We start from the raw sequence: 14,200 nt of genomic DNA on the forward strand, positions 1-14,200 counted from the left end.
CCTCAACTGCGCGCCGCGACTTCGGAAGCCGCGCCGGCGCGCCATTCGCGCATCGCCGGCAAGGCCTCCAGGGCCGCCATGTACTGCGCGGCCGCCGCCGGCACCGCCACCCCGTAGCCGGCGAAGCGCACCGCCACCGGCGCGAACATCGCATCGACGATGCCGAAGTCGCCGCACAGGAACGCCCCGCCGGCACCGTGGGTCTGGCGCAGCGTCGCCCATAGCTGCACGATGCGCGCGATCTGGGCCTGTGCATCGGCGTCCCAGCGGTCATCGTCGGGCACGCGGCAGGCCTGCATCGGCAGCTGCCGGCGCAGCGCCAGGAATCCGGAATGCATCTCGCAGGCGGCCGCGCGCGCCTGCGCCCGCACCTCCAGCGCCGCCGGCCAGCCGCGGCCGCCCAGCCAGCGCTCGTTGGCGTACTCGCAGATGGCCAGCGAATCCCAGATCTGCAGTTCGCCGTCCCACAGCGCCGGCACCCGCCCGGTCGGCGAATAGGCGCCGATGCGCGCGGCGAACGCGGGCGTGTCCAGCGGCAGCGGCACTTCCTCGAACGGCACCGCGAAGTGCCGCAGCAACAGCCACGGCCGCAGCGACCACGAGGACAGGTTCTTGTCGCCGATGACCAGACGGGGAAGCGGCATGGCGCACTCTCGGACGTGGACGGACCCGCAGCGTACGCGGCGGGGCGGCCCGCGGCCAGCTCGGCTAAACTTGTGTTTTATTTATCTGCTGAAGCGCGCATGTCCGACACCCCCGCCACCGACGCCACCGCCCCGGCCGAGAAGAAAGACTTCATCCGCCAGATCCTCCGCGAGGACCTGGCCAGCGGCAAGCACGCGGCCATCCGCACCCGTTTCCCGCCCGAGCCCAACGGCTACCTGCACATCGGCCACGCCAAGGCGATCTGCCTGGATTTCGGCATCGCCGCCGAGTTCGGCGGGCGCTGCAACCTGCGCTTGGACGACACCAATCCGGCCAAGGAAGACCCCGAGTTCGTCGCCGCGATCCAGGACGACGTGCGCTGGCTGGGCTTCGACTGGGCCGAACTGCGCCACGCATCGGACTACTTCGAGGTGTACTACCTGGCTGCCGAGAAGCTGATCCGCGACGGCCACGCCTTCGTCTGCGACCTGAGCGCCGAGCAGGTGCGCGAATACCGCGGCACCCTGACCGAGCCGGGCCGCAATTCGCCGTACCGCGCGCGCAGCGTCGAAGAGAACCTGGACCTGTTCCGGCGCATGCGCGCCGGCGAGTTCCCCGACGGCGCACGCACCCTGCGCGCCAGGATCGACATGGCCAGCGGCAACATCAACCTGCGCGACCCGGCGCTGTACCGGATCAAGCATGTGGAGCACCAGAACACCGGCAACGCCTGGCCGATCTATCCGATGTACGACTTCGCGCACGCGCTGGGCGACGCGGTGGAAGGCATCACCCACTCGCTGTGCACGCTGGAATTCGAAGATCACCGCCCGCTGTACGACTGGTGCGTGGACAAGGTCGACCTGGCCGGCCATCCCGAGCTGCTGCAGCCGCTGCTGGACAAGGGCCTGCCGCGCGAGGCGGCCAAGCCGCGGCAGATCGAGTTCTCGCGCCTGAACATCAACTACACGGTGATGAGCAAGCGCAAGCTGACCCAGCTGGTGACCGAGCAGTTGGTCGATGGCTGGGACGACCCGCGCATGTACACCCTGCAGGGCCTGCGCCGGCGCGGCTACACGCCGGCGGCGCTGCGCCTGCTGGTGGACCGGGTCGGCATCAGCAAGCAGAACTCGGTGATCGACTTCTCGGTGTTGGAAGGCTGCCTGCGCGAGGACCTGGATGCCGCCGCGCCGCGGCGCATGGCGGTGATCGAGCCGCTCAAGCTGGTGCTGGGCAATCTGCCCGACGGCCATCGCGAGACGCTGGTCTTCTCCAACCATCCCAAGGACGCATCCTTCGGCACGCGCGAGGTGCCGTTCTCGCGCGAGCTGTGGATCGAGCGCGAGGATTTCGCCGAAGTCCCGCCCAAGGGCTGGAAGCGGCTGGTGCCGGGCGGCGAAGTGCGCCTGCGCGGCGCCGGCATCGCCCGCGTCGATGAGGTGATCAAGAACGATGCCGGCGAGATCGTCGAGTTGCGCGGCTGGCTGGACCCGGAGTCGCGTCCCGGCATGGAAGGCGCCAACCGCAAGGTCAAGGGCACCATCCATTGGGTCAGTGCCGCGCATGCGCTGGAGGCGGAAATCCGCCTGTACGACCGCCTGTTCTCGGTGGAGAAGCCCGACGACGAATCCGACGGCAAGACCTACCGCGACCACCTCAACCCTGCCTCCAAGCGCAGCGTGCGCGGCTACGTGGAACCGGCCGCCGCGCAGGCCGCGCCGGAGCAGGCGTTCCAGTTCGAGCGCAGCGGCTACTTCGTCGCCGACCGCTACGACCACAGCGCGGCCACGCCGGTGTTCAACCGCAGCGTGACCCTGCGCGACACCTGGACCGGCGGCCATGGCGCGGGCTGACGCAATCGCGCCGCGCCGACCGTTTCCCGCTTGCGGCACGCGCGCGGCCACCACCCGCCGCGCCACGGACGCAGTTGCCGGCATGCGCTGCCTGAGCGCATGCCGTGCCGCTATGGCAGCCTCCGCGCCGGAGTCGCCAGCGTCGCACTTTCCAACGGCAGGGGCGGCACGTTAGCGTAGCGTCCATCTCGCCCGTCCCCACCCTGCGCCTGCGCAGCGACGGCCGCGACGGCCATGCTGGCGTACTCCGCAACGAAGCAACAGGACACGATATGCGCAAGCGTTTGTGGGCGGGAGTGGGCAGCGGCATCGCCGCGGGCGCGTCGTGGGGCCTGGTGTTCCTGGCGCCGCAGTTGCTCGCCGGGTTCTCGCCACTGCAGCTGTCGGTGTCGCGCTACCTGGCCTACGGCGCGGTCGCCGCGCTGCTGCTCGCCCCGTGCTGGCGCGCCGCCACCGGGACGCTCGGGGCGCCGGAATGGTGGGCGCTGCTGCGGCTGAGCCTGCTTGGCAACATCGTCTACTACGTGTTGCTGGGCAGCGCCGTGCAATGGGCCGGCGGCGCGGCCACGGCCTTGATCATCGGCCTGCTGCCGGCGGTGGTCACGGTGCTCGGTTCGCGCGCGGCCGGCGCGATGCGGTTGCGCCGGTTGGCCGCGCCATGCGCGTTGTGCGTGCTCGGCGTGGCGCTGGTCGCGGCACAGACGCTCGACGCCGCGCACCCAGCGCAGACCAGCGTGGCCACGCGCGCGGCCGGGCTGGCGTGCGCGGTCGGCGCGCTGGCGTGCTGGGCGGCGTATTCGGTCAAGAACGCCGGCTGGCTCGCGCGCCGGCCCGACATCTCCGGGCGCGACTGGTCGCTGCTGACCGGCGTGGTCACCGGTGCATTGGCGCTGACCCTGGCGATCCCCGCGTTCGCGTTCGACCACGGCCATGCGGCGGCGGACTGTGCGCGGTTCTGGGGCGTGGCGATCGTGCTGGGCGTGTTCGCCTCGGTGATCGGCAATGCCTGCTGGAACCACGCCAGCCGGCTGCTGCCGCTGACCCTGGTCGGGCAGACGATCGTGTTCGAAACCGTGTTCGCGCTGCTCTACGGTTTCCTGTGGGAGGCACGCTGGCCCACCCTGCTGGAAACCTTGGCGATCGCCTGCCTGCTGGCGGGCGTGCTGTGGTGCGCCTGGCTGCACGCGCCTGCGCAGGTGCGCAAACCGGATGCAACATTGGGTTAAGGCAAGCCGCATAGACTTGAAGCGTCATCCAGTCCGAGGAATTGCCTCATGTCCGCTGCTTTGCGCACCTCCTGCATCAGCCTTGCGCTGTTCGCCCTGCTCGCCGGTTGCGACAGGGCGCCGTCTTCCGCTCCCTCGCAAACCGCCGCGACGCCTGCACCCGCTGCGTCATCTGCACCTGCACCTGCATCCACAGCGGCGCAGGGCAAGTGCGACGCCATGCCCGACCACGACTACGACATGCCCGCCGCACGCTTCGACGAGACCGCGCAACAGCTGGCGCATGCCACCGGCTGCGGCATCGTCTACGACGATCCGTCGCTTTCGCCGCTGCAGGTCAACGCGGTGAAGGGGCGGATCAGCATCCGCCAGGCGATCCACCAGGCCATCGACGGCACCGCCATCCAGGTCAAGCAGGAAACCGCCGATACGATCGCCGTCGGCCGCCGCTGAGTTGCCGGCGCCGCGGCCATGCGCGCTACCATGGCCGCGGTCTCTCGCACGGAAGGTCGCCATGTCCAGTCGTCTCGCGCTGTTGCTGTGCTGCCTGTGCCTGTTCGTTGGCACCCTCGTCTTCAGCGGATGCGCACGCAGCGAAGGCGCCAGGCCCGCCGCGCCCGGTTTGCCGGTGAAGGTGGACACCACCTGCCGCAGCGACGCCGACTGCATGGTCAAGGACGTCGGCAACTGCTGCGGCGCGATGCCGGCCTGCGTCAACCGCGACAGCCCCACCGATCCGCATGGCGTGATGGCGCAATGCCAGGCCAGCGGCCGCATGAGCGTATGCGGCTCGCCCGCAATCGGCGGTTGCCAGTGCGTGGCCGGGCAGTGCAGCGCCAAGGGCGTACAAGCCGATACACTGCGCGACCCCCAGCCTGCCGAACCCGTCCGCTGATGCTCTACGCGCAAGTCCACCTCACCCTGCCCGCCTGGATCCACGAGGCGGTCGATCCGCAGGCGGTCTATCCCGGCGACGCCGACAAGGTGGCGCTGGCGGTGGAACTGTCGCGGCGGAACGTGGCCGCCGGCAGCGGCGGCCCGTTCGGCGCGGCGGTGTTCGGCCCGGACCACCGCATCATCTCGGTCGGGGTGAACCGGGTGGTACCGCAGACCACCTCGCTGGCGCATGCCGAAAACATGGCCTACATGCTCGCGCAACAGCGCCTGCAGACGCCGCGGCTGAACGCGGCGCTGACGCCGGTGACCCTGGCGACCTCGGCGCAACCGTGCTGCCAGTGCTATGGCGCGACCATCTGGGCCGGCATCGATCGGCTGCTGATCGGCGCCAGCGCCGAAGACGTGATGGCGCTGACCCCGTTCGACGAAGGCCCGTTGCCGGCGGACTGGATCGGCGAACTGGAACGCCGCGGCATCGAGGTGGTGCGCGGCCTGCATCGCGACGCCGCCTGCGCGGTGTTGCGCGGCTACGGCGAACTCGACAGCCCCCGCTACTGACCGCCGCCCGGCGAAGGCTTCCTTCCATGTCCTCCCTGAACGGCCTGCTGTGCTACTGCCGGCAAGGCTTCGAGCCCGAACTGGCGGCCGAACTGAACGATCGCGCCGCGCGCGCCGGCTTGGCCGCCTACGCGCGCACCGAACGCAACAGCGGCTACGCGCTGCTGGTCTGCGAAACCGCCTTGCCGCCGCGCGCGCTGCCGTGGCGCGGGCTGATCTTCGCGCGGCAGAAACTGCGCCTGCTGGCCGAACTGCGCGAGCTGGATCCGGCCGACCGGATCGCGCCGATGCTGCAGGCGCTGAGCGGATACAACCGCTTCGGCGACTTGTGGATCGAGCACCCGGATTCGGACGAAGGCAAGCAGCTGTCCGGGCTGGCGCGCAGTTTCGGCAACGCGCTGCGTCCGGCGCTGCGCAAGGCCGGCCTGCTCAGCGACAAACCGCAGCCGAAGCTGCCGCGCCTGCACGTGTGCTTCCTCGCCGGCACCCACGCCTTGCTGGCCGTCGCCGACAGCGACGACAGCGCGCCGTGGCCGCTGGGCATCCCACGCCTGAAGTTGCTGTCGGAAGCGCCCTCGCGCTCGGCGCTGAAACTGGAAGAAGCGCTGCTGGCGCTGCTGGCGCCGGAGGAACGCGAGGCGCTGCTAAAGCCCGGCATGCGCGCCGCCGACCTGGGCGCCGCGCCCGGCGGCTGGACCTGGGTACTGACCCGCCAGCACCTCCACGTGACCAGCGTCGACAACGGCCCGCTGCGCCAGCACGTGCTCGACAGCGGCCTGGTCGATCACCTGCGCGCCGACGGCTTCCACTGGAAGCCGCCGCAGGCGCTGGACTGGATGGTCTGCGACATGGTCGAACAGCCGCGCCGCGTCGCCGAGCGCATGGGCACCTGGTTCCGCGAAGGCTGGTGCCGGCACGCGATCTTCAACCTCAAGCTGCCGATGAAGAAGCGCTGGGACGAGACCCAGTTTTGCCTGGACCTGTTCGCCGAGCGCGCCGAGCACCCGCTGCAGATCCGCGCCAAACAGCTGTACCACGACCGCGAAGAGATCACCGTGCTGGCGATGTCGGCCTGAGGCTGCGAGAACGCACTAGGCGCCCCCCTGTAGGAGCGGCTTCAGCCGCGACAGGATCTGTCCGGTAACGCCCGGTCGCGGCTGAAGCCGCTCCTACAGGAAATCGAAGCAGCTGCGGGAAAATGCGCACCCAGGCATCGCTCGACCGCAGGCACATCACCATCCCGCCGCTAGAGCACCATCCGCTTGCCGCCCTCGCGCGCGGAGCGGTAGATCGCATCGATCACGCGCATGTCGCGCAGGCCTTCCTCGCCCGGCGCGCGCATCGGCGTGCCGTCGAGGATCGCCAGCGCGTCCTCGTCCATCTGCAGCGCCTGCTGGTGGCGTACCTTGGCGTCGAACACGCGGCCGTCGCTGGCGCGGCCGCGGATGCCCTCGTAGCTCTGGAACGGCGCGAGCTCGTACCAGCCGCGCTCGCACTCGGCACGCAGCCGGTTCATGGTGCGGCCGAAGCTGGTGGCGCAATCGGCGAGCACCTCATGCGGGAATTCCAGCTTGAACTGCATGTGCTCGTCGACCTCGTCGAACAGCGCCGGCCGATCGGTGGAACGGGTCGCGCTGACCGCCAGCGGCTCGGCGCCGACCGTGTAGCGCGCCGCATTAAGCGAATACACGCCCATGTCGTACATCGCGCCACCGCCGAACTGCGCGCGCAGCCGCCACGGCCGCTGCGCCGGATCGGTGTCGCCGTAGCCGTTGTAGCCGGCCTCGGCACGCACCGTGCGCAGCGCGCCGAACGGGCGCTCGCCGGCCAGCGCGATGATGCGCCGCGTGTTCGGCTCGTGCTGCATGCGGTAGCCGATGCTCAGCCGCACCTTGTTGCGCGCGCAGGCGGCGATCATCGACTGCGCCTCGTCGGCATGCATCGCCATCGGCTTCTCGCACCACACGTGCTTGCCGGCGGCCGCCGCGCGCAGGCTCAGCGGCGCATGCAGATAGGTCGGCGTGACCACGTAGACCACGTCGATGTCCGGGTTGTCGGCGATGCGCTCCAGGTCGTCGTAGCTGTAGACGTTGCGATCGGGAATGCGGTAGCGCGACTGCCACTGCGGAATCTTGTGCGGCGAGCCGGTGACGATGCCGGCCAGCCGGCAGTGCTTGGTCAACGCCAGGCCCGGCGCCAGGCGCGTGCTGGCGTAGTCGCCCAATCCCACCAGCGCCACCCCCAGCGGTTTCTTCGGCTTGCCGCGCGGGGCCGCCAACAACGGCGATCCCAACAGGCCTGCGCCCGCCGCGGACAATCCGGCGAGCAGCACACGTCGACGATTCGGCGAGGACAGCGACATGCGGATCTCCCTGAAGGCCGGACACATCTGTGTCGAAAACCCTAGCGCATCCCTTGCCCGGCGATGTGAGCGCTCTGTCGCGGCCGTCGGCGCGCCCGGCAACCCGGCCGTTCCGCGGCGCGCCGGATCGCGCCACCCCATCCGACCTGTCGTCTTCGCTGCCGCCGGCCGTGTATTGCTGCAGGCTCGCACCGGCAGCCAACGTGGCCGCACAGGGCGACCCGAAGGCCATAGAATGCCGTCGGGATGCGCATCGCAGCGTCGTCTCAGTCCGCGCAATCGCGGTCGGGCATCCTGCCTGCACTGACTGGAGAGCCGCGCACATGCAGCCGATCGAACTGAAAGACCCGGCCGGCTTCGCCGACGAATTCCTGCGCCTGACCCTGTTGCAGGGCTTCCAGTCGCTGACCAAGCGCGACTTGGAGTTGCTGATCTTCGTGCTGCTGGAACGCGACGGCGCGATCTCGCGCAGCGACTCCAACAACGCGGTGGCGCTGCGTCTGCGGGTCACTCCGGCCAAGGTGAAGGGCCTGCGCCGCGACGGCTATGCGCGCTGGCGCGCGCTGGTGCCCGAAGACGGCGATGCCGCGCTGGAGCGGATCGTGGCCAGCGTGCTCACCGAAGACAACCTGCGCGCCGGGGCCAAGCACGTCAGCGAACGCAGCAAGCAGGAAGGCTTCCTGGCGATCCGCATCGAACATCCGGACGACCAGCAGCGCTTCGAGCAGGCCATCGTCGATGTGGGCGCGATGCCGGTGTACGAGCGCAACCGCGACGTGGTCGCGGTGCGCTTCGACACCTTGCTGAAGATCGCTGAGCGCTGGGGCTACCTGCAGCCGGAACCGGAGAAGGTGGTGCGCGAGCTGCAGAAGCTCACCCCGACCGCCGAGGAAGTGGCGGACCTGTTGAAGAAGGACGTGGGCAAGCTACGCTGGGAGGACGTGCGCGGCGCGCTCAACAGCCTCGGCGCCAAGGCCATCGCCAGCACCGCCGAGGGCGGGCTGAAGGGATTGCTGAAACTGGCGTTCCCGTTCATCCCCGGCTGAACCTGCCGCGCCGTCCATCATGCGAACCATCGGAGTCCGTCGTGTCCATGCACTGCCTTTCAGCCCTCGCCGCCTTTCTGCTCGCGGCCGCCATCGTCCCGGCCGCCGCGCAGAACCTCAACCCGACCTCGAGCGTGGTCACCGAGCCGTTGCGCGACGTGCCGGCGAGCGTGGTGCTGGCGCAGCCGCTGAGCAGCGGCGAGGTGACCCACCAGGTGCGACTCGACGTCCCGCATGGGCAGGCGCCGGTCACCGTGCGCACGGTCCAGCCCGACAAGGTCGCCGGCAACTACCGCATCGACTTCGACGCGCTGGACAGCGACCACGATGGCTCCATCAGCCGCAGCGAAGCGCAGGCAAACCCGGCGCTGGCCGACGAATTCGATTCGCTGGACCCGCAACGTCGCGGACGCCTGAGCCGCGAGCAGCTGGCCGGTTGGCTCAAGTAATTCGTCGCGCCGGGTCGGGTACCGCGTACAGAAACAGCGGCGGGTAGACGCGGACCGCAGCCGCGACGAACGCAGCCGGCGCCAAGGTCGGGGCTGAAGCCCCTCCTACAGCACGCAGCCGGCTCGCCATGCTTCCTGTAGGAACGGTTTCACCGCGACAAAAGCTGCGGCAAGCTAACGGGCTTCGGTAGCCATCGGGGCTGAAGCTCCTCCTACAGTGCCCTCATACAACCAATCGCAAGTCCCTGTAGGAGCGGCTTCAGCCGCGACCGGCGAAGCGATGGACATTCGGACGCCTCGCGCTGTCGGGACCGATGGCCAAATACCACCCAGCGCTGCGGCTGCAACCGCCGCAGCGCCTGCCGCTCCCACAGGAGCGACCAACGCCTCTCGCCCCGACCCGAATCGCTACACCCCCGACGCGCGCTTCCAGAACCCATGCATCAGCAGCGGCAGCCTGCCGGCCAGGCCCAGCAGCGGGCCGCGCAGCAGCGTCAGGTGCATGTCGTCGTTGGAGAACAGCCGGTTGATCGCATCGAACCCATAGGCGGCCACGGTGTTGTCGCTGCGGCGGCCGCGCGCCCAGCGCGCCAGCCGGTGCGGCGCCGACCAGTCGACCCGCCGCGCCTGTGCCTGGCGCACCTGAGCGGCCAGCGCGGCGACATCGCGCAGGCCGAGGTTGACGCCCTGCCCGGCCAGCGGATGCACCACGTGCGCGGCGTCGCCCAGCACCAGCAGGCGGCCGCGGTGGTAGTCCTCCACCAGTTGCCGGCGCAGCGCGAATCCGACCCGCGGCGACAGCGCGCGCACCGCGCCCAGCCGCGCGCCGAAGGCCTGGGTCAGTTCGGTGCCGAACGCGGCGTCGTCCAGCGCCAGCACCCGCGCCGCCTCGGCCTCGGGCAACGTCCACACGATCGAACTGCGGCCGTCGGCGAACGGCAGGAACGCCAGCGGCCCGCCGGGCAGGAAACGCTGCCAGGCGGTGTCCTGGTGCGGCACCTCGGTGTGCACGAAGGCGACCACGCCGCGCTGGCCGTAGTCGTGCGCCGGCGCGTCCAGCCCGGCCAGGCCGCGCAGCGTGGAATCGGCGCCGTCGGCGGCGATCGCCAGGCGCGCGTCGAGCCGGCTGCCGTCGTCCAGGCGCAGGCGCACGCGCTCTTCCGCCACCTCCAGGGCCTCGACCCGCGCCGGACAGTGCAGTTGCACCCCAGCCGCCGGCAGCGCCGCCCACAGTTGTTCGACCAGCAACGCATGCTCGACGATCCAGCCCAGCTGATCGCGGCCCAGCGCATCGGCATCGAAGTCCAGCTCGCCGCCGCCACCGGCATCCCACACGCGCATGCGCCGATAGGCCTGCGCGCGCCGCGCCAGCACCTGCGGCCACACGCCCAGCGCCTGCAGCAGCGCGGCGTTGTCCGGGGCGAAGGCGTACACGCGCAGGTCCGGCTCGGCCGGCGACCAGCGCGGCGGCTCGCGGCCCTCGACCAGCGCCACCGCCAGGCCTTCGGCGGCCAGCGCCAACGCGCAGGCCGCGCCGACCACGCCGCCGCCGACCACCACCGCGTCCAGCACCCCGCGCCGGCTCATGCCGTCGCCTCCCGGCACAGCTGCGGCACGTCGCCGCGGAAGCCCATCGCGCCGCCGACCAGGAACGACTGCAACGGCGCGGCCTGCGCCGCCGCCAGCAGGCCCAGGCTGCGCAGCGGGCGCAGCAGCGGTGCCGGGTTGGCGGTCAGCCGCGCCAGGCCACCGGAGAAGGTCACGGTGCGCTGCCGGTCCTGCTCGCGGCGCTGCGCGTAGTGCTGCAGCAACGCCGGCGCGCCCGGATCGGCGCGGTCGCGCTCGATCAGTTCGGCCAGGGTCAGCGCATCGCGCAGGCCCAGGTTGAAACCCTGCGCACCCAGCGGGTGCAGGGTCTGCGCGGCGTTGCCGAGCAACACCGCACGCGCATCGGTCAGGCGCCCGGCCAGCACCTGCACGATCGGATAGGCGCTGCGCTCGCCGCTGCCCAGTAGGCGGCCGACGCGCCAGCCCAGCGCCTCCTGCAGGCGCTGCAGCCAGGCGGCCTCGTCGAGCGCAGCCACAACGTCGGCCTGTTCGGCGGCGACCGCGTGGATCGCGCCGTAATGGCGGTCGCCGCGCGGCAGCAGCGCGGTCGGGCCGTCGTCGCGGAACCGCTCGTAGGCGGTGCCGTCGGGCTGGCGGCTGCCGCGTACCCGCGCCACGAACAGGGTCTGGCGGAAATCGTGGCGCTGGGCATCGATGCCCAGCGCACCGCGCACCGGGCTGGCGCTGCCGTCAGCCCCGACCAGCAGGCGCGCCTGCAGCACCTCGGTCGCGCCGTCCTGGGCGATGCGCACGCTGCGCAGCGTTGCATCCTCGCCGGCCTCCAGCGCCAGGAACTGCGCCGGCCGGTAACGGCTGACATGGTTCGCTTCGGCCAGCCGCGCCTCCAGCGCCTCGCCGAAATCGCGCGCCACCACCACCTGCCCGAACGCCTCGCGCCCATAGTCGGCCGCCTCCAGCCGCACCCGGCCGAAGTCGCCTTCACGGCTGACATGGATGCGCCGGATCGGTCCGGTCGGCGTGCGCAGCCGCTGCATCACCCCCAGCGCGCCCAGTGCGTTGACCGTGGCCGCGGCGAAGCTGAGATTGCGCTGGTCGAACACCGGTGGCAGCGCGCCGGGCGGCGCGGCCTCGACCAGGCCCACGTCCACGCCCAGGCGGTCCAGCGCGATGGCCAGGCTGGCGCCGACCAGGCCGCCGCCGACGATCACTACCTCATGTCGTTTGCTCATGCGGCCATGATACGACCGGCACCCGAATCGTCGGTGATCGGACCGCACGGTTCGCAGCTGCGCGTGGTCGCACCCCGGCGCGCGCCGGGGCCGGGCCGGCTCACTCCGCGGCGCCTTGCTTCCAGTAGAATCGGCCATCTCTGCACCGGTGCCCGCCCGCCATGACCGCTTCCCGTCACCGCCTCCCCGCCCTGCTCCTGCTGGCAGCGCTGCTGGCCGCGACCCGCATCAACCACTTCGGCGCGATCCCGGATGCCTCATGGGCGGTGTTCTTCATCGGCGGCTTCTACCTGCGCAGCTGGACCCGCTGGGCGTTCCCGCTGCTGATGGGGCTGGCAGTGCTGGTCGATTACCTGGTGATCCGCGGCCAGGGCCTGGACTTCTGGCAGCACTACTGCGTGTCGCCGGCGTACTGGTGCCTGCTCCCGGCCTACTTCGCGCTGTGGGCGGGCGGCAGCTGGCTGGCGCCGCGCTACCGCGGCGCCGACTGGCGCGCGCTGGGACTGACCGCGGCCAGCCTGGTGGTGGCGGTGGCGGTATGCCACCTGATCGCGCAGGGCAGCTTCTACTGGGTCAGCCGCAGCGTGCCCAATCCGACCCTCGCCGGCTGGTGGCAGAACTACAGCGACTGGCTGCTGCCGTACCTGAGCAGCGCGGCGCTGTACACCGCGCTGGCCGCGGCGATCCAGGTCGGTGTCGAGCAGATGGCGCGGCTGGGCCAGCGCGGCCAGCCGGCCGGCCACTGAGCCAAGGCCTGGCAGCCGGCGATGGGCAACCGTCTCTCCAAGATCTACACCCGCACCGGCGACGACGGCAGCACCGGCCTGGGCGACGGCAACCGGGTCGGCAAGGACTCGGCACGGGTGGCTGCCTACGGCACCGTCGACGAGGCCAATTCGGCGATCGGCGTGGTCCTGGCCTGTGCGCTTGCCGACGACGTGCGCCACCTGCTGACCGCGATCCAGCACCAGTTGTTCGACCTCGGCGGCGAGCTGTGCATCCCAGGCCATGCGGCGATCCACGCCGCCGACATCGATGCGCTAGAGCAGCATCTGGACCGCTACAACGACACCCTGCCCGCACTGCAGGACTTCATCCTGCCGGCTGGCGGCGAAGCCGCGGCGCGCTGTCACCTGGCGCGCACCATCGTGCGCCGCGCCGAGCGCGAGACGGTGGCGCTGTCGCGCCAGGACGCGGTACGGCCGGAGGCGATCCGCTACCTCAACCGCCTGTCCGATCTGCTGTTCGTGCTGGCGCGGGTGCTGGCCCGGGCCGATGGCCAGGGCGAAGTGCTGTGGCGCCACGACCGCCGCCAGGCCTGAGCGGCAGCGGTAGCGCGCGCAGCGGACGGCCGGCATGCTGATCTATACCCATCCCGCCTGCCTGGGCCATGAACCCGGGCCGGAGCATCCAGAGCGGCCGGAACGCCTGCAGGCCGTCACCACGGCGCTGCGCGAGGCCTTTCCCGACCTGGAATGGCGCGAGGCGCCGCTGGCCAAGCTCGGCGACCTGGCCCGGGTCCACGAGCGCGAGCTGATCGACAGCGTCCTGGCCGACATCGACGGCAAGCGCGTGCTCGACGTGGACACGGCGCTCTCGCCCGGCTCGCGCGCCGCCGCGTTGCGCGCCGCCGGCGCCGGCCTGGCCGCGGTGGACGCGGTGCTGCATGGCGCCACCGACACCGCCTTCTGCGCGGTACGCCCGCCCGGCCACCACGCCACCGCCACCACCGCGATGGGCTTCTGCCTGTTCAACAACATCGCCGTGGCCGCCGCCCACGCCCGCGATACGCACGGCCTGGAACGCATCGCCATCGTCGATTTCGATGTGCATCACGGCAACGGCACCCAGGCCATCTTCGAGCGCGACCCACGGGTGCAGTACCTCAGCACCCACCAGTCCGGGCTGTTCCCCAACTCGGGCGGGGTCCACGACCGCGGCGTCGGCAACCTGCACAATGCGCTGTTGCCGCCGGGCAGCGGCGGCTTCCGCTTCCGCAACACCTGGGCCGATCAGATGCTGCCGCTGCTGGACGCGTTCAAACCGCAATTGCTGCTGATCTCGGCCGGCTTCGACGCGCACATGCGCGACCCGCTGGCCGACCTGATGCTGGAAACCGAGGACTTCGCCTGGCTCACCGCCGAGCTGCGCGCGCTGGCGCAACGGCATGCGCGCGGCCGCGTGGTATCGCTGCTGGAAGGCGGCTACGACCTGCAGGCGCTGCGCGAATGCAGCGTCGCCCACGTCGACGCGCTGCGCTGAGCACAGCACGAGCGGATGAACCCCGTCCCCCGCCCCGGGGACGCCTTCATTGCCCCCATGCATGGGATGGGGCAAGCTAGCGGTCGTTTTAGCCCGATACCTGA

At 71.0% G+C, this 14,200-nt stretch carries 15 protein-coding genes; 11 read left to right on the top strand and 4 right to left on the bottom strand.

Translation table 11 applies throughout. The features are described 5' to 3' along the window. Positions 1–2: 2 nt before the first annotated feature. Positions 3–644, bottom strand: coding sequence for a glutathione S-transferase family protein (locus ISN38_RS06650; protein ID WP_003472683.1), 642 nt, complete (start codon positions 642–644; stop codon positions 3–5). 99 nt (positions 645–743) lie between these two features. Between ISN38_RS06650 and ISN38_RS06655 the strand changes: the two genes are divergently transcribed. The 6 genes from ISN38_RS06655 (at position 744) to rlmM (ending at position 6,255) form a co-directional block, all read left to right on the top strand. Beyond that, positions 744–2,498, top strand: a complete 1,755-nt coding sequence (locus ISN38_RS06655) for a glutamine--tRNA ligase/YqeY domain fusion protein (protein ID WP_058361429.1) — start codon at positions 744–746, stop codon at positions 2,496–2,498. 272 nt (positions 2,499–2,770) lie between these two features. Then, the gene (locus ISN38_RS06660; protein ID WP_003472687.1) at positions 2,771–3,724 is read left to right on the top strand and encodes a DMT family transporter; all 954 of its coding nucleotides are present in this window, start codon (positions 2,771–2,773) and stop codon (positions 3,722–3,724) included. Positions 3,725–3,943: 219 nt separating this feature from the next. After that, positions 3,944–4,177 (top strand): STN domain-containing protein, encoded by a 234-nt coding sequence (locus ISN38_RS20195; RefSeq protein WP_003472688.1) that lies wholly within the window; start codon positions 3,944–3,946, stop codon positions 4,175–4,177. A 61-nt stretch (positions 4,178–4,238) separates the two neighbouring features. Next, complete coding sequence (locus ISN38_RS06670; RefSeq protein ID WP_003472693.1) at positions 4,239–4,619, top strand: hypothetical protein; 381 nt, start codon at positions 4,239–4,241, stop codon at positions 4,617–4,619. Further along, positions 4,619–5,179, top strand: coding sequence for a nucleoside deaminase (locus ISN38_RS06675; protein WP_003472695.1), 561 nt, complete (start codon positions 4,619–4,621; stop codon positions 5,177–5,179). Before ISN38_RS06670 ends, ISN38_RS06675 begins: the two co-directional genes overlap by 1 nt. 35 nt (positions 5,180–5,214) lie before the next feature. Continuing rightward, a complete protein-coding gene (gene rlmM / locus ISN38_RS06680; protein WP_141697009.1) occupies positions 5,215–6,255 on the top strand; it encodes a 23S rRNA (cytidine(2498)-2'-O)-methyltransferase RlmM in 1,041 nt (346 codons plus the stop codon). A gap of 170 nt (positions 6,256–6,425) precedes the next feature. Here rlmM and ISN38_RS06685 read toward each other — a convergent pair whose 3' ends face one another. Next, on the bottom strand, positions 6,426–7,541 hold the full coding sequence (locus ISN38_RS06685) for a Gfo/Idh/MocA family protein (protein ID WP_003472699.1): 1,116 nt from the start codon (positions 7,539–7,541) through the stop codon (positions 6,426–6,428). Between the two features lie 323 nt (positions 7,542–7,864). Here ISN38_RS06685 and ISN38_RS06690 point away from each other — a divergent pair, with 323 nt between their 5' ends. Beyond that, positions 7,865–8,587 (top strand): hypothetical protein, encoded by a 723-nt coding sequence (locus tag ISN38_RS06690; protein WP_058195638.1) that lies wholly within the window; start codon positions 7,865–7,867, stop codon positions 8,585–8,587. 47 nt (positions 8,588–8,634) lie between these two features. After that, complete coding sequence (locus tag ISN38_RS06695; protein ID WP_003472703.1) at positions 8,635–9,036, top strand: EF-hand domain-containing protein; 402 nt, start codon at positions 8,635–8,637, stop codon at positions 9,034–9,036. A 408-nt stretch (positions 9,037–9,444) separates the two neighbouring features. Here the strand turns inward: ISN38_RS06695 and ISN38_RS06700 are convergent, their stop codons facing one another. Both ISN38_RS06700 and ubiH read right to left on the bottom strand, forming a co-directional pair. Beyond that, on the bottom strand, positions 9,445–10,623 hold the full coding sequence (locus tag ISN38_RS06700) for a UbiH/UbiF family hydroxylase (protein WP_003472704.1): 1,179 nt from the start codon (positions 10,621–10,623) through the stop codon (positions 9,445–9,447). Beyond that, on the bottom strand, positions 10,620–11,834 hold the full coding sequence (ubiH, locus tag ISN38_RS06705; protein ID WP_003472708.1) for a 2-octaprenyl-6-methoxyphenyl hydroxylase: 1,215 nt from the start codon (positions 11,832–11,834) through the stop codon (positions 10,620–10,622). Before ubiH ends, ISN38_RS06700 begins: the two co-directional genes overlap by 4 nt. Before the next feature lie 161 nt (positions 11,835–11,995). Between ubiH and ISN38_RS06710 the strand changes: the two genes are divergently transcribed. The 3 genes from ISN38_RS06710 to ISN38_RS06720 are packed head-to-tail and all read left to right on the top strand — an operon-like array spanning position 11,996 to position 14,096. Further along, on the top strand, positions 11,996–12,580 hold the full coding sequence (locus ISN38_RS06710; protein ID WP_003481566.1) for a hypothetical protein: 585 nt from the start codon (positions 11,996–11,998) through the stop codon (positions 12,578–12,580). A gap of 21 nt (positions 12,581–12,601) precedes the next feature. Next, a complete protein-coding gene (locus ISN38_RS06715) occupies positions 12,602–13,156 on the top strand; it encodes a cob(I)yrinic acid a,c-diamide adenosyltransferase (RefSeq protein ID WP_003472711.1) in 555 nt (184 codons plus the stop codon). 34 nt (positions 13,157–13,190) lie between these two features. Further along, a complete protein-coding gene (locus ISN38_RS06720; RefSeq protein WP_058195640.1) occupies positions 13,191–14,096 on the top strand; it encodes a histone deacetylase family protein in 906 nt (301 codons plus the stop codon). The last annotated feature ends 104 nt before the right edge of the window (positions 14,097–14,200 follow it).

This window comes from Xanthomonas translucens pv. undulosa, from assembly GCF_017301775.1.
Lineage (GTDB): Bacteria > Pseudomonadota > Gammaproteobacteria > Xanthomonadales > Xanthomonadaceae > Xanthomonas_A > Xanthomonas_A translucens.